This is a genomic window from Dellaglioa sp. CoH-57-MRSF-21, assembly GCF_056781915.1.
Map to the genome: position 1 here is coordinate 1 of NZ_JBXAXU010000001.1, position 21,879 is coordinate 21,879.

The window sequence follows — 21,879 nt, forward strand, 5'->3', positions numbered from 1 at the left end:
TGTTCAGTTTTCAAAGATCTACTTGGTTGCTTTTGACAACTTTTATATCATATCAAGGATTTCGTTAATTGTCAAGATTTTTTTTAATTAATTAACTGGTCACATTTGAATTAGTTGTTTACTACTGAGGCAACGTTTATTACTTTACCAAGAATAATGACCTTCGTCAAGCCTTTATTTAAATTAAATCTAAAAATATTGATGTAATCGTATACATCTGTACTTTTAATTACTTTATAGGTCTTAAATAAAAAAATAATTTCAAAAATAGACTATTAATCCTGATTTTTGAAATTATTTTTTATTTAATGTTCAACTAATAGTTGCTGCATTTGTAGTGTTTGCGCCTGATTTATTTCATCATACAACTTATTAGCAAGTTGCTCGTTAATTATTCCTGCTATATATTGTGTTTGAACATAATTATATTCTAATTGAAATGCTTGAATAAATAAATCTACTGATATTTTTTCATTCTCTTCGTAATCTCTACGAAAGTGTCTTTGTCGATCTTCGATAAATCTTTCAACATTCTGAATATCATCTAGTTGTCCATGTGCATTAGCCAAACGTTCTTTTGTTAAATCATGTAAATATTGTTCAATTACTTCATGCAATTGATTCTCCAAGTCCCATAATAATGATCGGAAATCATTGTGTATTTGCATTTTTTCTATATTATCTTTAGCCCATTGTTTCCTGGCCTTACTTCTCTGTCCACGAGTTATTTGCCCATGGCTAATATGCCACGCTTCATGCCTAACCTGATGTTCTACTGATCGAATGATTCGATTAACACTTAATCGTTGTCCACCATAATCTGTATCCAAAATTTTTCTGTACGTACTGAGTACTCGGGCAGGATAAATTTCTTTTATCTCATTACTATTTAAAAATTCATCTTCAATTTCATTAATTTTTTTAAATAATTCTTGATGTTTATCATACCCTTGAATATCATTAAACCCTTTTTGTGATTGTAATTGTTGAATCACCGCGTATCTCACATCGTTAGATTGAATACGTTCTGTTAAATGTAAACTAGCGTAATCAATCATTTGTATTCGTGAAAAATTTAATTCTTCTTTATTAAATGATAACTTTTTAGCTAGTAAGATTTTAGGCAACACTAATGCTGGTGTTATCATACTTAATAATATGACAGTAGTTGCAATGATTAAAATTTCTTCTCGATACGGAAAAGCCCGTCCATTTATTAACATTGGTAATGAAAATGCCATTGATAACGTGATTGTTCCGTGTACCCCACTCAACCCAAAAACAAATGCATTTTTTCGTCTTTTTTTTGATTTTGAAGGACCGAAAAAGGCAGCAATATGTGGTTCTTTTCCAATTAATGCCCAAGTGTATCGGATACCAATCATGACTACATAGATTATCAAACCCAGACTCAACAACTCAAACGACTGACTCGTTCCAAGTTTAATCAGTGCCCGGAAAATTTCAGGTAAACTAATTCCCAATAAAATAAATACAATACTGTTAAGCATTGCGGTCAACGTATCCCATATTGTTGACGAAACTAACTGGACACGTGTTGCAGTTAATTTTAAACGCTCGGATTCAATATTATGAACAATCCCTGCAGTTACAACAGCAATAATTCCCGATGTCCCTAGACTTTCCGCCAATAAATAAACAATAAATGGTGTTAACAACGCAATTGGAATAATCGTTAATTCTGGTGAAGTTACCCTCTTATTAAAATACGTTCTAACGATAACTAAGATTCCACCTGCCATAACCCCAACTACAATACCACCAACTGCAACAAAAATAAATTGAAATAATCCGCTATAGATGGAAAATGTTCCTTTTTCCATCACAGATAATGCCAAATTTAACATCACTAATCCACTTGCATCGTTAAATAATGATTCGTATTCTAAGGCAGTATTAACCCCTGAATCAAGTTTTGATGCTGATGTTAAGGATTTTACTGCTATGGCGTCAGTTGGTGTCACAATCGCAGCTAGTGCTATTGCAAGTGGCAATGTCCATCGAACTTCTAATCGATTCGCTAACAACCCTACTATTACAACTGTAATAAGCGCTAAAACTACTGATAATAAAAGTATCGCATGAAAATTTTTACGGATCCCCCTAACAGATGTTTTTTGCCCATCATTAAACATAAGTGGTGCAATAATGAATAACATAAAATATTCTGGTTCTAATTCGAAATTAGCCATGACTGGTACTAATGACAACAACAGACCAATTACAATAAGAATAAAAGCATCTGGTATTTTAGGAAGAATTTCGTGAATTACATTTGAAATAATAATCCCCGCCACAAGAAAAGCTATTACATAAAATAGTGCCATTATGCGTTAACGCGTCCTAACCAATATTTCTTTTTACCACGACGAATAATCACAAATTTGCCATCAAATTCTGTAGCAGGATCAATCATAAAATCTAAATCTTGAATTTTTTCACCATTAATACGAATAGCCCCGTTAGTGATATCTTCACGTGCTTGTCTTTTTGATGATTCAATTTTTGTATTTACTAATAACTCAACAATATTCTCTGGTTCTGCTGCTAATTCAACAGAAGGCATATTTTTAAACCCCTGTTCAATTTCACTCGTCGTTAATTCTTTCACTTCGCCTGAAAATAAAGCTGCAGAAATATGTTCGGCTTCAATTACAGCTTCTGGACTATGAACAAATTCTGTTACTTCTCGTGCTAAGCGGCGTTGTGCTTCACGTTTTTCTGGAGCTGTTTCAACTGATTTTTGGTATTCAGCAATCTCATCTGACGTTAAGAATGTGAAAAATTTCAAATATTTCACAACATCCCGGTCGTCTTGATTTAACCAAAATTGGTAGAATTCATATGGTGTTGTTTTTTCTGGATTTAACCAAACTGCGCCACCAGCTGTTTTACCAAATTTAGTACCATCAGCCTTAAGCATTAGTGGAATTGTTAGCCCATATGCCTTTGTGTCTGAACCTAGCTCTTTATGAATAAGATCAATTCCTGCAGTAATATTCCCCCATTGATCAGCCCCACCAATTTGTAATTGAACATCATGGTGCTTGTGTAAATGTAGGAAATCAACTGATTGTAAGATTTGGTATGTAAATTCCGTGAATGAGATACCAACTTCCAAACGACTTGCAACAACATCCTTTGCGAGCATGCTATTTACATTAAATAACTTACCGTAATCGCGTAAGAAATCAAGCAAGCTAATTTTTGATAACCAATCATAGTTATTTACAATTGAAATATTTGAATCTTGTCCAAATAATTTGGTCATCTGTGCAGTGAGAGCTTGCTCATTATGATGAACTTGGTCCATCGATTGCAGCACACGTTCAGATTTTTTACCACTTGGATCACCAATTGAACCTGTACCACCACCAATAATGATGTATGGATGATGTCCTGCTAATTGAAATCTTTTCAACATCATAAATGGAATTAAGTGTCCGATATGCATACTATCCCCTGTTGGATCAACCCCACAGTATAAGCCAATTGATTTTTCAGACGTTAGTTCACGTAACCCATCTTCGTCTGTCGTTTGATTAATTGCGTCGCGCCATTCTAGTTCGTCAATAATATTCATTTCTGTTTCCTCCTATATAATATAAGTATAAAAAAATCCCTGATATCTAAAAAAGATATCAGGGACGAATTAATTTCCGCGTTACCACCCAAGTTATTATCTACATAATATAGTAGCTAATCGCTCAATCATCGTTAACGAGATGAATCGTTGTTAGCTCCATAGCGTACTTCACTCATCGATAATTCCTGATTTCCAGCGACCACCAGGTTTCTTTAAAATTGATCGATAAATTACTGAACTACTTCATCACTTATAGCTATAATATACGTAAATAAAGTCTAAATGTCAATTTTAACCATAAGAATATTAATACTATAAAAGAGTGTCTTGATTGCATTCTATTTCGTTATTCGATACAATTCACTTACAAATTAAAAGTAACTGGAAAGAAGAGGAATCCGATGACAGAAAAGAAAATGATGTCAGCCGTTGTAATTGATGAATTTGGCGGACAAGATAAACTTAAACAACGTGAAGTAGCTATGCCTGAAATGACGGCGGATCAAGTAATTGTTCAAGAAAAAGCAGCTGGAATTAATCCAATTGATTGGAAAACGCGTGAAGGCTTTTTACAAGGTATGCTTAACTGGCAATTTCCTATTATTTTAGGTTGGGATGTGTCGGGTGTTATCACAGAAGTAGGCGCTAACGTAACCGATTGGAAAATTGGTGATGAAGTCTTCGCACGCCCTGCCACGACTCGTTTTGGTACTTACGCCGAATATACTGCTGTTGATGCTAATTTGCTTGCACCAAAACCTAAAAATATTAGCTTTGAAGAAGCTGCTGCTGTTCCTTTAGCTGGTTTAACTGCATGGCAAGCCCTTTTTGATCATGGTCATTTAGAAAAAGGTGAAAAAGTCTTTATTCATGCTGGTTCAGGTGGCGTTGGCTCTTTCGCTATTCAACTTGCTAAATCAGTTGGTGCTTACGTTATTACCACAACTAGCTCGAAGAATATTGATTTTGTTAAAGGACTTGGCGCTGACCAAGTCATTGATTACCATGAAACTGATTTTGCGGAAATCTTAAAAGATATCGACCTTGTAGTTGATACAATCGGTGGTGACGCACAAGAAAAATCAGTTAATATCTTAAAACATGGCACAGGTCGTTTAGTTGCTATTACTGGGATGGATTCTGAAAAAACAGCAGGTCTTGCTGAAGCAAGAAATGTGACTTTTGATTCAATTTGGTTGGACCCAAATGGTGAAGAATTAACTAAATTAGCTGATATGCTTGAAGATGGCACTATAAAAGTGACCTTAGATTCAGTTCATGAATTCTCTGCAGAAGGTGTAGCAGAAGCTCACGATCGTAGTGAATCTCATCATGCACTTGGTAAAATTATCGTTCGTTTTAAATAAAACCCTATTTAGGTAGTTCAGACTTTTTTGTCTGAACTACCTTTTTTAATTACTAAAAGTAAGTGCTTTCACTGGTGTTAATTCATTGGTAGATTTATACTATCCTTGTAGAATAAAATTTTTCAAGAAGGAGATTTACTATTATGCCAAAAAAAATTAATGCATCAGATGCCATGCTCAAAGTTTTAGAAGATTGGGGCGTTAAAACCGTCTATGGGTTGCCAGGTGGTTCATTTGATTCAACAATGAATGCACTACATAATCGTAAAAATACAATTAATTATGTACAAGTTCGTCATGAAGAAGTCGGCGCACTCGCAGCAGTTGGTGAAGCTAAAGTAACTGGAAAATTAGGTGTTACTTTTGGTTCCGCTGGTCCCGGTGCTGTCCATCTATTAAACGGACTTTACGATGCTAAATATGATGGTGTTCCTGTTCTTGCCTTAGTCGGCCAAGTTGGTACACAAGTGATGAATACAAATTACTTCCAAGAAATGAATGAAAATCCAATGTTTGAGGATGTTTCTATTTATAACAGAACAGCTACTACACCCGAAAACTTACCCATTGTTGTTGATGAAGCTATCCGTCAAGCCTACAAATATAATGGCGTCGCAGTTGTCACAATTCCGACCGATTTAGGTTGGCAAGAAATCGATGACACCTTTGTTTCAACAGCCGCAACACACCAAGAACCTCTTTATCCGATGCCTCGTGATAAACAAATTCAAGATGCCTTAGATATTTTAACAACAGCTAAGACACCAATTATTTATGCTGGGAAAGGTGTTCGTGGCGCTGGAAAAGAATTAATTGAATTATCTGAAAAATTATCATTACCAATCGCAACAACTGCGCTTGCTAAAACAATTATTCCTGATGATTACAAAGCATACATGGGTTCTGCTGGACGAGTTGCTGGCAAACCCGGCGTTGACCTTCTTCGTGGCGCTGATGCTGTTCTTTTCATTGGATCTGATTTTCCATTTGGTGAATATTTCTTTTCTCCAGATGCTAAATTTATTCAGGTCGATATTGATTCTGAAAAATTAGGTAAACGTCATTCAGTTGATGTCCCTATTTTAGCCGATGGTAAGGAAACTTTAATCGCATTAAATAAGGCCGTTAAAACACCAGTTGCACCAACAAAATGGTACAAAGCTGCCATCGCTAACAAAGAAAACTGGATTAAATGGATTGATAGCTTTACTGAAGATGACAGTAAACCACTTCGTTTTGAACCAGTTTTCAATGAAATTAATAAAATTAAAGATGACGATGCAATTTTCCAAATTGATGTTGGTAATGTAACGATTGAAGCAATGCGTTTCTTACGTCTTGGTGAGAAAAATAAATTTACAACATCCGCATGGTACGCAACGATGGGGTATGCACTACCCGCAGCAATTGGGGCTCACTCTGCCTTTCCAGACCGTCAAGTTTTCTCAATTTCTGGTGACGGTGGTTGGACGATGGTCATGCAAGATGTCTTAACACAAGTTAAATACAACATGCCTATCATCAACGTTGTCTTAAGCAATCAGGAACTTGGATTCATCCGCGCTGAACAAGATGATAAACAACAACCACACTCAGGTATTGATTTAATTGATGCTGATTGGGGCGCAATTGCCAACGACATGGGAGCTAAAGGGTATACCGTCCGGACATTAGCAGAATTAAAAACTGCTTTTGCTGAAGCTAAAGGTTCAAAAGTGCCTGTTGTTATCGATGTTAAAGTAACTTCTGACCGTCCACTTCCTGTTGAACAGCTCATTATTGATCCTAAAACACAAGATCCAGATGCTGTTAAAGCTTTTGTTAAAGAATACCAAGCAGAGGGTTTAATTCCATTTCGAGAAATCCTTGAAAATCAAGATTAAATAGTTTTTATTTAATTGATGTATCTTAGCTTAATTAAGTTAAAATACATTTTTTATAGAACAAAAAAAGATATAAAGAGAACCCTTGGGATTGAATTTCATTTCAATCCCAAGGGTTCTCTTTATATACCTCTTCTTATTTCACAATTTTATCAATTTTTGCTAATTCTTCTGGTGCAAAATCCAAATGCTCTAATGCCTTTAAATTATCCTTTAATTGACTCACACGACTAGCACCAATAATAACCGACGAAACAGAATTATCTTTCAAATCCCAAGATAGCGCCATTTCAGCCAATGTCTGGTTGCGATTTTTTGCAATTTCATTTAATTCACGAACCTTTTTAAGTGTTGATTCAACTCTCTCAGTAGACAAGGTATCAAATCGTTTCACTCTAGAATCGTCTGGAATACCATTCAAGTAACGATCAGTCAATAACCCTTGTGCTAAAGGACTAAAAGCAACTGTTCCTATCTGCTCTTGTTTTAAAACATCTTTTAATCCATCTTCTATCCAACGATCTAATAAATTATATCTAGGTTGGTGGACAACGATAGGTGTATTTTTAGCTTTTAGTAATTGAATCATCTTTTCAGCTTCTGGTGCCCGATAATTTGAAATTCCAATATATAAGGCTTTACCTTGGCGAACGAGTAAATCCAAAGCTTCAGCTGTTTCTTCCAACGGTGTATCTGGATCTGGACGATGGTGATAGAAAATATCAACATAATCTAGCTGCATACGTTGTAATGATTGATCCATACTGGCAAACAAGTTTTTCTTTGAACCCCATTCGCCATAAGGACCTGGCCACATATAGTAACCTGCCTTCGTCGAAATAACCATTTCATCCCGGTAGGCACTTAAATCTTCACGTAAAATGCGCCCAAAATTCTTCTCGGCAGCACCATCACCGTAATTATTTGCCAAATCAAAATAAGTAATTCCATTATCAAATGCTGTTTCAATAATATCTTTTTGCGTTGCTAAAGGTGTCTCATCCCCAAAGTTCTTCCATAAGCCTAAGGCAATAGCAGAAACTTTTAATCCACTATTACCGAGGCGATTATAAATCATTTTATCATAACGTTTTTCATTTGCTTGATACATTAACTATCTCCTCCTAAACTAATTACAAATTATATTATAGCGCTTTCACGTCTGCTGGACAATCATTTAATGTTACTTAAAATTCGCTTATCTTATTAATTTGTGCCACTATTATTAGGTAACTGAAGGAGTTGAGTCCATGTTTAAAAAAATAAACGATTATATAAATGTCCATTATATTAAAACATTCATCTTAACGTTAGCTATTGCAACCATAGTTAGAGTCATTGTTGCATTTTTCATAAATAAACACTTTTTGAATGTAGAATTTATTATTGCCGCGATTACGATTGTTATAATTTCACTTTTAATCAGACAAGACCTCAAGAAATAATTAGGTAAGCAAAAATACTGACTCGATACTTTTGACAAAGTACGGAGCCAGTATTTATTTAATTCATGTCCCACTTTTAAATAATTAGTCTTCAAAAACATCTTTTGCAATATTAAATGCAGACCAAGCTTTAGGCCAACCAACGTAGAAAGATAAATGTGTGATAATTTCAGCAATTTCTTCCTTCGTAATTCCATTTGTTTTGCCAATTGCCATATGTGCTGGCAATTGTTCAAAGTTACCACCTGAAATCAAAGCTGAAATTGTTATAATACTGCGTTGATGTGCTGGTAATTCACTTTCACGTGACCAAACTTCACCAAATAAAACATCATCATTTAATTCTGCAAATTTAGGTGCAAATTCGCCTAAGTTATCGCGACCTGCTGTTTGTTTCTTTACCATAATATAATATCCTCCTATTAATCTTTTAATTTACCGTACGTTTCGTCATCAACAGCTTCTAACCATTCAGGTGTCCCTGCTGTAATAGCAACATGTGAGAACCAACTATCTTTTGTAGCACCGTGCCAATGTTTAATCCCGTCTTTTGTGACAACAACATCACCAGCTTTTAAACGTCGTGCTTGTTGACCTTCTTCTTGGTACCAACCTTCACCGGCAGTGACCAATAATAGTTGGTAACCGTCGTGATGGATGTGCCAATTATTACGTGTTCCAGGTTCAAAACTAACATTTCCAACACCAACGTTTATATCTGGATCCGCCACTAACATGTCTAAATAACTTTGACCAACAAAGAAATCTTTATATGCTTCATTTTTTTCACCTATTGGAAAAAGACCGTTTTTAATTTGTTCCTCATTCATTATAATTACCTCACTTTATTTTATACGGTTAACCTAGCGTTAATCGTATATCGCGAATTGTTCTAGATACTTTTCAAAACTAATATCTTCTGACACTTCGTTTCCATTTGTTCTGTGTGAAACTTTTCTGTCATACCAATCAATTTTATGAGAAATAATTTCAATATTATGCTGTAATTCTACCATTTCAGACAGTGCATTTTCTTTTACCTTGCTGAGCATCTCGCGTCGTTCTTTAATGGTTGCATCACCTTGTGCTCGTAGTTCAACGTATTTAATTATTTCATTAATCCGCATCCCTGTCCCTTTAAGATGAAGCAAAAATCCTACCCATTTAATATCATGTTCCGTGTAATAACGTAAGCCTGCCGAATTACGGTGAGGCTTAATTAAGCCTTCTTTTTCATAGTAACGCAATGTAAAACTTGATAACCCAACTAATTTAGCAAACTCACCAATTTTATATTGTTGCTCATTAGTCATTCAATCGCCTCCTTCAATAGTTTCTATTAAAACACTTAGAGTTGACTCTAAGTCAAGCTTTTCTACATATTATTTTTAATATTAAGGCTTACTCCATCCATCAATTCAGACCGTTCCTACACTAAAATTTAATTCCAACATTTTAAAACAAAATCTTTGCTTAATAATTTTCATTCATGTAGAGTTACATCGAAATAGTTACCATTTCCAGATATATTACATATAAAATAAGAAGAAATGAGGGTTAGCTTTTGTTAGATTTCAAACACATAAACAAAACATTCAAAACAGTTACCGTATTAAACGACTTAAACTTACATATTGATACAGGGGAACTTTTTGTTCTTGTTGGCCCTAGTGGTAGTGGTAAAACGACAACTTTAAAAATGATTAATCGATTAATTGAGCCCACCTCGGGTACTATTAACTTTGAAAATCAAAATATTGATCAGATTCCGTTACATACTTTACGTTCACAGATTGGCTATGTCTTACAGCAGATTGCTTTATTTCCTAATATGACAGTTGCTGAAAATATCAGCTTATTACCAGAATTACAAAAATGGCCTAAAAACAAACAAAGAGAACGTGTCGATGCCTTATTAACACGTGTTGGTTTACCGCCTGAAGCATATCGTAAGAGAATGCCTAGCGATTTATCCGGTGGCGAGCAACAACGAATTGGTATTTTACGAGCAATTGCAACTAAACCAAAATTAATTTTAATGGACGAACCATTTAGTGCGCTGGATCCTATCTCAAAAAAAACATTACAAGATATCGTCATCGATTTACATGAGGAACTACACAATACCATTATTTTCATTACGCATGATATGTCTGAAGCTCTTCGCCTCGGAACTCGTGTTGGTGTTATGCATGATGGCAATCTCATTCAAGTTGGTACCCCTGACGAAATTAGAAATGCACCAAAAAATGATTTTATTTCAGAGTTTTTTGGGTTAGACGTATCCAACACGCAATTTAATTTAGCTGAAATGATTCAAAAATCATTTAGTCTTCCAATTGATGAACTCGCTAATAATCACGTCACCTCAACTCAAACAACATTTAAAGAACTCATATCTCTACTTTCTAAATATACAATTATAAATGTTAAAGATAACGACCAGAATCTCATTGGTGCAGTTGATGCCCAATGCTTAATTCGTTATGGTGCAAGCATGTCTGATAGCGAGGTGGATGACCAATGGCAAATTTAATAACAACTTTTAAAATGCACCGTGCTGATTTATGGACCGCTATTCTTCAACATCTACAGATATCATTAATTTCATTGCTGATTGCAACCATCATTGCCGTCTTTTTAGCAATTTGGTTAGCACAGCATAAAAGAGCAGCAGAAATTATGTTGCAAATTACCAGTGTTTTACAGACAATTCCTTCACTCGCGCTGCTAGGGCTATTAATTCCACTAGTCGGAATTGGAACACTACCTTCAATTATCGCATTAGTTGTTTATGCTTTACTGCCCATTTTTCAGAACACATATGCAGGTTTAACTGGTATTGATCCATCATTAGAAGAAGCCGCAACTGCATTTGGTATGACACGTGCGCAAAAACTTATTCGATTTGAATTACCCTTAGCTATGCCACTAATTATTTCAGGCATTCGTATTGCGCTTGTTCTAATTATTGGAACCGCAACACTAGCTGCTTTAATTGGTGCTGGCGGGTTAGGAACATTTATTTTGCTGGGAATTGATAGAAATGATATGAGCTTGATTATTATTGGCGCGTTGAGTTCTATTATTCTAGCTATTGTTTTCAGTGTTTTAATCCGGCAATTGCAGAATTTAAAGATAAAAACAATTACCATTATATTAATTACTTTAGGATTCCTATTTGCTGTTGGTGCCACAATCAATACTTTCACACATCAGAAAAAAGAATTAGTCATTGCTGGTAAAATGGGGGCAGAACCTGAAATTCTAATTAATATGTATAAAGATTTAATTCAAGAAGACGACGCCAATATCAAGGTTACTTTAAAACCAAATTTTGGTAAAACGAGTTTTCTATACTCTGCATTAAAATCTAATTCAATCGATATTTACCCAGAATTTTCAGGTACGGTACTTGAAGAGTTAGTAAAATCACCACTCAAAAGTACAAATGAAAATAAAGCCTACCAGCAAGCAAAAACCGAAATTAAAGTTAAATCAGATTTAGATTATTTAAATCCGATGGCTTATCAAAACACCTATGCTGTCGCTGTCACTAAAGACTTTGCAACTAAATACCATCTATCAAAAATTTCTGATTTATCACGAGTATCTTCAAAAATAAAGGCAGGCTTTACGCTTGAGTTTCTAAACCGTGATGATGGTTACAAAGGGTTACAAAGCAAGTATCATTTGTCATTTAACACTAAATCTTTTGAACCAGCACTTCGCTATCAAGCCATTGTGAATGGTAATGTAAATTTAGTTGATGCCTATTCAACTGATAGTCAGCTCGTCAAATATAATTTGGTCACATTAAAAGATGACAAGTCTTTATTCCCACCTTATCAAGGCGCCCCACTTGTTGCAAAGGGCATCTCACAAAAATATCCATCCATCAAAAAAAGTTTAAATAAATTAACCGGAAAAATTTCTGATACAGATATGCAAAAAATGAATTATCTAGTTGATGTTAAAAATGTCCCAGCAAGTACCGTCGCACACGACTACTTAACAAAGCAACATCTTTTAGACTAAATAAAAAGTTTGGAATCTCGCTAACCTCATGCGGACTCCAAACTTTTTTATATTTTATCGTTATTTAACCTACATAACGTTCTAATGCAACCGCAACACCATGATTAACGTTCGATTCTGTTACATAAGTTGCTGCTTCTTTTAATTCAGGAATGGCATTTCCCATCGCAACAGTCGTTCCGGCTACGGCAAACATCGTTAAATCATTATGTTGATCTCCCATTGCCATAACTTCTTCTTCTTTTAATCCCAGTTCTGCAATTAAATCTGTTAATGCATTTCCTTTATTAGCTTTTTTATTCAAAACTTCTAAAAATTCTGGCAAACTACGTACAACATAATAACTATCATCAAATATTTTTTGAATATTAATCATCTGTGCGTCTAAAACTTCAGGTTCATCCACAAACATAATTTTAGAAACGGTTAAGTCCCGTGACATTTCCTCTGGATTTCGTACAAATAATCCTTCATTATTTTCAGCTGCTTGAATAACGGTCACACGACCAACATCTTTATTAGATGTATAAATTCGGCTCTCATCATCTAAAATATTATAATGAACATTTAATTCATAACTTAATTTATCTGCAGCTATATACTCATCAAAGGTTAACGTATGTTGCGCTAGACGTTTTCCACTTACTGTTTCAATAATTGCACCGTTGTAGGTAATGACATATTGGTCATCCCCACTAATCCCTAATTGTTCAAGAAATCCAACCACACCAGCTAAAGGTCGTCCCGTACAAAGGACAACCTTAATTCCCTTTTGTGTCACTTTTTTGACGGCATCAATTGTTTCTTTTGCTAATCTACCCTCTGGATTTAGTAACGTATCATCAATATCTATTGCAACTAGTTTAATTCCCATAGTAATCTCCTCATTTTAAATGATTAAAAAAAGGCAGTCTCAAGAGACTACCTTTTCAATCTTATTTAGGTGCACGTTTAAGGTATGTACCTTCTTGTGTATTAATTTCAAGAACATCATCTGCTGCGATGAAATCAGGAACATTAACAACAAGTCCTGTTTCCATTGTTGCTGGTTTACCTGAACCAGTTGCTGTAGCGCCTTTGATTGAAGGCTGTGTTTCAGTAACACGTAATGTTACAACAGTTGGTAATGTTAAGCCAATAACTTCTGTACCGTAAAATTGGATTTTAACTTCCATATTTTCCAATAAGAATTTTGCTTCATGTTCGATAATTTCTCTTGGAATTTCATATTGTTCATATGTTTCCAAATCCATAAAAATAGCCATTGTATCCTGGTTGTACAAGAATTGAACTGGTTTTGTTTCAATATTAGCTTGTTCAACCTTAACTTCTGGACGCATTGTTGTTTCAACAGTTGATCCAGTACGAACGTCACGTAATTTCATACGCATAACTGTGTTACCTTTACCCGGTTTATGATGACTTGCTTCTAAAACTTTAATTAATTTACCGCCTTGTTCAAAAGTCATTCCGGCTTTTAAGTTAATTGCTTCAATCATAATTTATTATCTCCCTTTTTATAAAACGTTTCTCATTGAGTATACCAAATTGAAAAGGCTTAATCTATAGTGACACTTACAAACATCACTGGATTTTATTAAATAAAAAGTCAAAAATAGCGCATTTTCTTTATTATTAATCGTATATCCAAATTATAAGCTATATTTGTCCAAATACTTCGACAATATCTCTACACATCCTATACTAGCAAGGCTATAATATATATATAATCAAATAGTTAATTTTTTAATTATTTTGAAAGGAAGTCTTATTTTGCTAAAAAACAAATATATTAACTCATCTACTACCTATCAATCGATTATCATCCTTTGTTTCAGCTTGTTCTTTTTAACGTTACCAATTTATACTACACAAGCTGCTACATCATACACGCCTCCTGTAGGTTATCCAATGGGGGCTGCCACGAATGTCACTGGTTTCGCTGGTGGTACAATCACGTTTAATTCTAATGATATTGACTCCCTACAAGGTTAATTTTTTGCCAAAACATTTACTTCCTCAGGTACCGCCGGAGGTTCTTCTATAAAATACTTACAAAATTATGCTCATGATTCAACTGCTAATTTAACTGATGCTGATTATGCAAAGGTTAATCCTACAATGATTTCAGAAAATATTACCGGGGCTGATATGATTCAGTGGTATGGTAATAAAAATAGCTTTGTTTTTTCAAAATCTAATGATAAAGTCAAAGATTTATCATACTATCTACAGAATTCTCCCCCTGATGATGAAATCGCAAAAGCCATTGCTGGTTGGTCCATACCTTCAAGTAATGCCGGTTACGCTGATGCTATCAAGCAATTTAATGCAAAAAAAGATACTATTGATAAACTTTCTGATTTTCCTGTTATGTCAAGCAATGATATTTCATCATTTGCTGATGCTACTCAAAATATTACTGATGTCAGTGATTATTACGCTAGTTTCACTTCAACAAATTTCTCAAACTCTAAAGCAACAGGTTCTACTACTAAATCTAATAATGCTATCAAACGTGTTGATTTAAATACAGATAAATCAATTGATGCTGAAAAATATGCACCTGGTAAAACGGTTATTCAATTAACCGTTGATATGAATACTGCTTCAACAGATCAAGGCGTTGTCTTTGCAGATATTGATGGCTCTATTCCTTCATTTGAAGATGCTATTGGTATCAAAATTAATTTAGTCAATTTTGATATTAACACAATGAAAATGCCATTTTTCATGTTAAATTATAAGCATTTTTCTAATAATGATGCTGGTATCAGTTTTAATTTCAATCAAGGTAGCTGGATGACTTTCAATGCGTATCCACCTAAATCTGACGGATCTTCGATAGATTACAAGTTAGCTGGTAATAGTGATGGAACGCTATTTTCCGGACAAAATAGTAATGGTTCAGATACCACCGCTAAAAATCTTCTATCCGATGAACCCGTTGCAATCGATACAACTGATAAAAACTCTAAAAAAGTGAAATCTGTCTACAATACGTCTTCACATATTAGTAATAATTTTAATACTGAAAATGGTAAGATTTTTGTCGGAAGTTGGAAGAGTCCTTTATATGGTTCAGTATTAGCACCTAGTGCTGATGTCGACGTTGATTCAAGTAGCGATGGTCTCTTATATGGGAGTATTGTTACTGGACAAAATATTATTGGTAATTTAAACGTTCCTAGTGACCTTGCCTATCAAAGTATTTTTGATGCGTCTGATGATTTTGGAGATGACGCTATACAAGAATTTTTAAAAGATCCTGATTCAAGTAACTCATCTCATCCTACTATTAAGTCTATTTCGTTACCGGGTTATACTTCTACAGATACTGGATCTGGTACGACTCATTATATTCCACAAATAGACCCTTACGATTTTCACTATTCATTAAACAATATCACTGATGAATTACCTGAAAATACCGTTCAAACAACTAAAAAATCACTTGATACTACAGTCAATATAGATACGAAATCAACAACCGATAAAACTGAAAAATATTACTTATGGTACAGTTTCAATAATGGTCCTTGGGAAAAATATTCAGAAAATGGAACAACTGAACTTACAAATTCTAAACTAGAAATCACTGCAAAAGATGCGGACGATCTTGCAAAACAATACAGTACGGACCATAGTAAATATAAATATGACGAATCTGCTTATACTGATGGGACTACATATTCTAAATTAATTGATGACAATGAATTGATTGGTTATCATCTTTTCCATAAGAATAGAATTTCATATTTAGTCACATCAACTCACGATTCGGGTACCTATTCCAGTTATAGTAATCACACAATTAATGATATCTTAAGCGGTAAAACGAATGATACAATTTCTGCTGCAAATCTCGCAAAATTAAATCCGGATTACACGCCTATTTCATATAATTTACACGTTGCAGGAGATCTTTTAGTATCCTATCCAAAAGTATTTGATTTTGGTAATTTTACAGCAGGAACTTCTGAAAAAACACCTACAGTAACTGCAACTGGTTTGTTAACTGTCGATAATCCTTTTGGACTTAACTGGAATTTAGTTGTTAGCACAAGTGATAAAGATAATCTAAGTGATCCTTTCTTTATTCCCGATCAACTTGGTTGGTTTGAAAAATTGCAAACGAGTATGCTTGGTAATTCCACAATCACTTATGGGAATGCCTCAGATATTAAAACAATTACATCTAAAGATACTCTTTTAAGTTTAAACTCAACTATTTTTGATTCTGATACAACATCAGTTATTAGTAAAAACTACTATTCTGCACAATTATCATTAAGTCTAAAAACTAAAAAAATTACTCATCCTGGTAAATTTCAAGATAACGCAACTTGGTCATTATCATCACCAAGTATCGTTGTAGATTCATCAAAAGAATAAGAAATCTAATCGACAAAAAGACGCCTAATAAAAATTAGACGTCTTTTTGATTACCATTCATTTTGATTACTTATTTTCTAGTGATTCTTCCTTATCTTTTTTTCTTCTTTTTAAAATAATAAAAAGTAAGAATAAAACTAATAAAATTAATAAAGCAATAATACCAATAATTAACCACAATAACCAAGATATATGAGGCTCTGCTGCCTTATTATCTGATTTAATCTGTTTAATATTGGCTTTAGTAATTGTAAATGAATTCGTTGCTTTCCAAGATTTATTATTTCCGGTAACGGTATAATGGACATCATATTTACCAGCGATTAACTTGGCTTTAGTTAAGTCTAATGCATAGCTAAATTTAGCGTTGGGTGCAAAATCAACGTCCTTAATTGTTTTGTCATATAAAACAGTACTACTACTATCTTCTGTAATAGTTGCTTTAATTGTTGTTGGTCCAATCACAATGGGTACATCATTTTGCATATTTGTTTGTAGTGAAACTTTATTAAATGCGTTCAATACCACTTTAGAATCGCCAATTGTCATTTTGGGATTAGGATTATCGACCGTTTCAGATTCTCTAATGACTGCTTGAACAACGTACGCAAATCGATTAGTAATTGAAATACCTTTTCCTTTATTCTTTTCCTTAATAACTTTTTCTTGTACGTTAAAGCCACCTAAAATAATACCGGAAAATGACGTAGCGGGTGTTTTCACTGTAAACGTAACTGTTGCTGTTTTTTTAGGTCCAACCACAACATCTTGTTTTTTTGAGACAAGTTCTGAAAATTGATACTTAGCAGTCGCTGGCTTTTTTACATTTGTCTTATCATAGACAATTAGTCCATTCGTATTTGTATATGAACTATTAGGGCTCACAACAATCGTTTTAGTATCGTTTTCTAAGTTCTTAATTTTCAATGCCAATGTCTGTGTTGAGTTAGGGTTCATTTTAATATCAAATTGTGCTGCCTCTCGATATTGATTAGCAGGCGTTACTTTGGCTACCGTAAACCCGGCACTATTAGACTTTGCATAGACATTGGTCGATACAGTAATAAGTGTGACTATCGCGATAGCTAAAAAGCTTAAAACTATTTTTCTTAATTTCATTATTTCGATTCTCCTTAAAAAAAAAGACTGCCTTAGGCGGTCTTTTTTCTGTTACGTTTTAATTAGCTTAGTTAAAAGCTGCTGCACTAGCATTTCCTTGAGTTGCAGTCCATGTTAAATCAGCTGAAGTTGTTGCAATTTTAGTATTTTTACCAAGTTTTAATGTTGCACTATTGTCAGCATATGACAATGTTGTAGCACCAGCGCCTGTTGTAGCTGTCGCGACAGGAGCTGCAGCACCAGCTGGTGTTAAAGTAGCAGCAGATGCTGTAGCATCTGAGTCTGTTTTAACTGTAGCAGATGCAAGATCTAATGAGCTAACCTTAACTTCAGCATCAGCCATCACACCTAATTGTGCAGTAACATTCCAACCACTATCTGTACCTACGTAATCGGCTACATCTAAAGCTTGAGAAGCATCTTTTGCGCCAGTTGATGTAATATCTGTACCAGTCGTAACTAATGCTTCATTTAGTTTTGTTGTGAAACTGAACGATGGTGCACCCGTTTGAGTAAAAGTACCTGCTTCAATGTTTAAACTAGCTGTACCTTTACCATCTGTTGAATCCGCTGAAACACTTGAGCCAACAACTGCTGTTGAACCAAGTACTAATGCTGCAATTAAAAATAAATTCTTTTTCATAATATAAATTCCTCCCATTTATTGATTAAGCCAATGCTTGAAAAGGGGACGTTGACCTTTACCTAATAGTACCATATAATTTACATAAGATTCAACTGTAATATTATCAGAAGAAACTCTATGATTAAGTCCATATACGCCAATTAATATAGCGTTTACATGTTATTTACAAGTATTTTTTTAGGTTTAATTTTTTCAAACCATTTACTGAAAGTGTACAATCAATTTTTAAATAGAATGATTCCTACCTACCCCCACTTTATAACCATTAAAGGTAGAGCCTTTAGTCATTAATAACCTTTTTTTAAGTTAACTAGAATTTAAGTGTTACTATCAATTATACTTTAAGTCCGCTTATTAAAAAGATTCGATTATCCTAGTTCAAACAAGCTCAAATGGCGGTACGCTTACTTTTTAAGAAAAGCCAACAACTTCTAATGAAATTGATTTCAGCTCTTCTAATAAGACGATTTTCGATTTACCCTCATCAAGTCTTAGTGATGGTACAACAAGTTCTGTAATTAACAAATCTTATTATTATGCAAAACTAACTTTAGATTTTACAACTTCAATTTTTGATACGACAGGGAAATATAATTACGATTCACTCTGGGCTATTTCACCAACTAAAGATAGCGGTATCGTAAATGAGTCAACTAAATAATTCTAAATAAAAAAGGTTTACTCCGTTAAGTAACTAACTGAGTAAACCTCTTTTTTTGTGTCGAAATTTCTAATTATTTACAGGACATCTTTGATATCTGTATCCCCATCATGCATCGTAATTACTTTTCCGATTGTATTATCATGTGCGATAACTGAAACTAAGACGTCTGCCACGTTTTCAAGTGAGTTAGAGCCCGCTTGACCATCATTTAATGTTACTTTACCAGTACCTGGCTCATCTACTAAGGTGCCTGGCTGAAGAATTGTATATTCTAATTGCGTATTCTTCATTAGCCAATTATCAGCATAAAACTTAGCAGTCATATAATCTCTTAATGATGAAACTTCAATTTTTTCTCTATCCAAAGAGTAAACGGAACTCAACATTACAAAACGCTTAACATGAGCTATTTCAGCTGCTTCCATCGTTTTAACTGCCCCATCTAGATCAATCTTCATTAAGTCTTTGCCGCCAGAACCAGCAACAAATAATATGGCATCAACAGCCTGCATATTCTTGACTAATTTATCTATACCTTCTAACAAATCAACATAGACATAAGTAATATTACCTTTATCTAAATTATCTGTATGTCTTGAACCCGCCAAGACTTGGTAACCTTTATCAGCTAATTTACTTGTTACTTTTTGGCCAATTCGACCATTCGATCCAACAACTAATACTCTTTTTATTTCTGTCATCATTTATACACTCCTTCGTTTTATCCTGACTAAAGTCTACATCTTTCTCGACTAAAATGGTATGACTTACACTCGTAAGTTAACGACAAAAAGACAGTCACTATTTTTACCATGACTGTCTCAGTTGATTACTAATTAATTTAATTTAAATTCTGTAACTGTTTTGTACGTATCGCCTACACGTAAAACAATATCACCAAATTCAGGGAATTGTTCAGATCCAGGTGCTGATTGTGTTTCAAATGTAATTGCTGCATGATTAGCTAATTTTTTACCATGCATAATTGGCGTTACTTCACCAAAGTTAGCCGTGAAGATAACTAAACTTGTTGCATCAGTTGAAACTGAGACAGAAACTTCTTTATCTGGACTAACTAATTTTGCTGATTCTTTACCAACTGCAGGATTATTCAAGAAAAAGGGATGATCGATACCATTAACTTGATTTTTTTGAGCAAAATCACTTGTGAAAACGTCATGTAATGTCTTAGCTTGACGGAAATCGTAAGGCGTTCCATCAACAGACATCTTTTTACCTGTTGGAATTGAATCGGGTTCTAATGGTGCAAACTTATCGCTATCTACTTGTAATAAATTGTCATCTATTGTTTCTGTGACGTCACCCATAACATTAAAGTAAACATGATTTGTTGGATTATATAGTGTATCTTTATCCGTTTTAGCAGTCGTTTCAAGATGCCAAATGTTATCATTATTTAATAGATATTTTACATCAATTGCCATGTTTCCAGGGAAACCATGTTCGCCTTCTGGGCTATCTAAATGAAAAATAACAGCTATTTCATTTTCGTTTTCACTTATTTTATACGTCCACTTTTTAGTATCAAATCCTGGCGTACCACCATGCAATGTATTTGTACCTTCGTTAATTTGCACTTGGTAGCTTTGATCATTAATGTTGAATTTACCATCTTTAATACGTCCAGCAACACGACCAATTGAAGCGCCAATAAAACTATCTTTTTCTAAGTATTCATTTGCTGAATCAAATCCAAGAACAATTTCTCGTTTTCCAGTACTTGTGGGTACCTTGAGGCTAACAATTCTAGCCCCTAAATCTGTGAGTGATAATTCAAACCCATTATCATTTATAATCGTTATTAAATCATAGTCATTTCCAAAATCCTTTGTTTTAACTTGCATATTTATCTCCTCCGCTTACTGTATTTGTCCATTCTTATTAATACTAGTCCATTTTAATTAGATATTCAAGAAAGCGTTTACTTTTTTATTGAATAATTACCTTTATTTTACTGAAAATGACATAACCAACCTTTATTTCTGTTATTTCTCTAAAATGTAACGTCATTATAAGCGAATAACTATAATAAATACAAATGTATAGTTCGTTTTTTGTTATCATGTTTATGGAATATTATGTTTATTTATCATTAAAAGATTAATAGCCGAATTATTAATTGATTTATTTTTTAATTATTAGTATACTTACATTATTAATATAAAAGGAGTTTACAATGACAAAAAAACGCGTTTATCTTGCAGGACCCTTTTTCACTCCAGAACAAAAAGAACGATTAGATTTGGTAGCCGATCTCCTAAGTAAAAATCCAACAATTAACGCAGATGCAATTCATCTTCCAGGAAACGTTCAATATCCAGATGCGGACTTCGGCACATTTGAATGGCAAACAGCTACCTTCCAAAATGATATTCGCCAAATTGATCAAGCAGATATCGTTGTTGCAGTTCTTGATTATCAATTGGAAGAAAACAATGATGAAGCTGACTCAGGTACTGTTTGGGAATGTGGTTATGCTCATGCCAATCGCAAACCTGTTATTTTAGTTCGCCAAAATAAAGGTATTCCCTTAAATCTAATGCTTGCTGGAAGTTATACAGCAATGTTTGATGGTTTAGAAGATATCCAAAATTTAGCAACCTACGATTTTAAGGTTTTACAAAATAAGTATGTTGATTTATCAATTTTTTAATTGATCCAATGTTTCACGTGAAACAAAAATACTCTATGCTA

19 protein-coding genes and 1 other annotated feature are annotated in these 21,879 nt (G+C 34.0%); of the genes, 7 read left to right on the top strand and 12 right to left on the bottom strand.

All coding sequences use genetic code 11. From position 1 onward, the window contains the following. Positions 1-305: 305 nt before the first annotated feature. Both AC1RPQ_RS00005 and tyrS read right to left on the bottom strand, forming a co-directional pair. Entirely contained in the window at positions 306-2,348 is a 2,043-nt protein-coding gene (locus AC1RPQ_RS00005; protein ID WP_481761136.1) for a cation:proton antiporter, read from the bottom strand. Then, the gene (tyrS, locus tag AC1RPQ_RS00010) at positions 2,348-3,604 is read right to left on the bottom strand and encodes a tyrosine--tRNA ligase (RefSeq protein WP_481761135.1); all 1,257 of its coding nucleotides are present in this window, start codon (positions 3,602-3,604) and stop codon (positions 2,348-2,350) included. Before tyrS ends, AC1RPQ_RS00005 begins: the two co-directional genes overlap by 1 nt. Before the next feature lie 57 nt (positions 3,605-3,661). Continuing rightward, positions 3,662-3,863, bottom strand: a binding site (T-box leader). 163 nt (positions 3,864-4,026) lie between these two features. Here tyrS and AC1RPQ_RS00015 point away from each other — a divergent pair. Together AC1RPQ_RS00015 and spxB are read left to right on the top strand one after the other, a co-directional pair. Then, positions 4,027-4,974: an NADP-dependent oxidoreductase gene (locus AC1RPQ_RS00015; RefSeq protein ID WP_481761149.1), complete on the top strand. Its 948-nt coding sequence runs from the start codon at positions 4,027-4,029 to the stop codon at positions 4,972-4,974. Positions 4,975-5,117: 143 nt separating this feature from the next. After that, positions 5,118-6,857, top strand: a complete 1,740-nt coding sequence (gene spxB / locus AC1RPQ_RS00020; protein WP_481761134.1) for a pyruvate oxidase — start codon at positions 5,118-5,120, stop codon at positions 6,855-6,857. A gap of 136 nt (positions 6,858-6,993) precedes the next feature. Here the strand turns inward: spxB and AC1RPQ_RS00025 are convergent, their stop codons facing one another. The 4 genes from AC1RPQ_RS00025 to AC1RPQ_RS00040 all read right to left on the bottom strand — a co-directional run bounded on the left by AC1RPQ_RS00025 (position 6,994) and on the right by AC1RPQ_RS00040 (position 9,615). Then, positions 6,994-7,968, bottom strand: coding sequence for an aldo/keto reductase (locus AC1RPQ_RS00025; protein WP_481761133.1), 975 nt, complete (start codon positions 7,966-7,968; stop codon positions 6,994-6,996). A 418-nt stretch (positions 7,969-8,386) separates the two neighbouring features. Beyond that, a complete protein-coding gene (locus tag AC1RPQ_RS00030; RefSeq protein ID WP_481761132.1) occupies positions 8,387-8,707 on the bottom strand; it encodes a carboxymuconolactone decarboxylase family protein in 321 nt (106 codons plus the stop codon). A gap of 17 nt (positions 8,708-8,724) precedes the next feature. Beyond that, positions 8,725-9,132: a cupin domain-containing protein gene (locus AC1RPQ_RS00035; RefSeq protein ID WP_481761131.1), complete on the bottom strand. Its 408-nt coding sequence runs from the start codon at positions 9,130-9,132 to the stop codon at positions 8,725-8,727. Positions 9,133-9,171: 39 nt separating this feature from the next. Then, a complete protein-coding gene (locus AC1RPQ_RS00040; RefSeq protein ID WP_481761130.1) occupies positions 9,172-9,615 on the bottom strand; it encodes a MerR family transcriptional regulator in 444 nt (147 codons plus the stop codon). Between the two features lie 251 nt (positions 9,616-9,866). Between AC1RPQ_RS00040 and AC1RPQ_RS00045 the strand changes: the two genes are divergently transcribed. Further along, entirely contained in the window at positions 9,867-10,838 is a 972-nt protein-coding gene (locus AC1RPQ_RS00045; RefSeq protein WP_481761129.1) for an ABC transporter ATP-binding protein, read from the top strand. Continuing rightward, a complete protein-coding gene (locus AC1RPQ_RS00050; protein ID WP_481761128.1) occupies positions 10,826-12,340 on the top strand; it encodes an ABC transporter permease/substrate-binding protein in 1,515 nt (504 codons plus the stop codon). The genes AC1RPQ_RS00045 and AC1RPQ_RS00050 overlap by 13 nt, the downstream gene beginning before the upstream one ends. Positions 12,341-12,404: 64 nt before the next feature. Here the strand turns inward: AC1RPQ_RS00050 and yidA are convergent, their stop codons facing one another. Continuing rightward, positions 12,405-13,214 (bottom strand): sugar-phosphatase, encoded by an 810-nt coding sequence (gene yidA, locus AC1RPQ_RS00055; RefSeq protein WP_481761127.1) that lies wholly within the window; start codon positions 13,212-13,214, stop codon positions 12,405-12,407. 61 nt (positions 13,215-13,275) lie between these two features. After that, on the bottom strand, positions 13,276-13,839 hold the full coding sequence (gene efp / locus AC1RPQ_RS00060) for an elongation factor P (protein ID WP_409021902.1): 564 nt from the start codon (positions 13,837-13,839) through the stop codon (positions 13,276-13,278). Between the two features lie 274 nt (positions 13,840-14,113). Here efp and AC1RPQ_RS00065 point away from each other — a divergent pair, with 274 nt between their 5' ends. Then, entirely contained in the window at positions 14,114-14,335 is a 222-nt protein-coding gene (locus AC1RPQ_RS00065; RefSeq protein ID WP_481761126.1) for a hypothetical protein, read from the top strand. Between the two features lie 126 nt (positions 14,336-14,461). Further along, positions 14,462-16,735 carry a hypothetical protein gene (locus AC1RPQ_RS00070; protein WP_481761125.1) on the top strand — a complete coding sequence of 758 codons (2,274 nt, stop codon included), beginning with the start codon at positions 14,462-14,464 and terminating at the stop codon, positions 16,733-16,735. Positions 16,736-16,801: 66 nt separating this feature from the next. Here the strand turns inward: AC1RPQ_RS00070 and AC1RPQ_RS00075 are convergent, their stop codons facing one another. The 4 genes from AC1RPQ_RS00075 to AC1RPQ_RS00090 form a co-directional block, all read right to left on the bottom strand. After that, positions 16,802-17,854 (bottom strand): WxLIP family cell surface protein, encoded by a 1,053-nt coding sequence (locus tag AC1RPQ_RS00075; protein WP_481761124.1) that lies wholly within the window; start codon positions 17,852-17,854, stop codon positions 16,802-16,804. Between the two features lie 67 nt (positions 17,855-17,921). Then, positions 17,922-18,497, bottom strand: coding sequence for a WxL domain-containing protein (locus AC1RPQ_RS00080; RefSeq protein WP_481761123.1), 576 nt, complete (start codon positions 18,495-18,497; stop codon positions 17,922-17,924). A gap of 741 nt (positions 18,498-19,238) precedes the next feature. Further along, positions 19,239-19,868, bottom strand: a complete 630-nt coding sequence (locus tag AC1RPQ_RS00085) for an SDR family oxidoreductase (RefSeq protein WP_481761122.1) — start codon at positions 19,866-19,868, stop codon at positions 19,239-19,241. Between the two features lie 132 nt (positions 19,869-20,000). Further along, positions 20,001-21,029 (bottom strand): galactose-1-epimerase, encoded by a 1,029-nt coding sequence (locus AC1RPQ_RS00090; protein WP_481761121.1) that lies wholly within the window; start codon positions 21,027-21,029, stop codon positions 20,001-20,003. Between the two features lie 332 nt (positions 21,030-21,361). Here AC1RPQ_RS00090 and AC1RPQ_RS00095 point away from each other — a divergent pair, with 332 nt between their 5' ends. Beyond that, positions 21,362-21,838 (top strand): nucleoside 2-deoxyribosyltransferase, encoded by a 477-nt coding sequence (locus AC1RPQ_RS00095; protein ID WP_481761120.1) that lies wholly within the window; start codon positions 21,362-21,364, stop codon positions 21,836-21,838. The last annotated feature ends 41 nt before the right edge of the window (positions 21,839-21,879 follow it).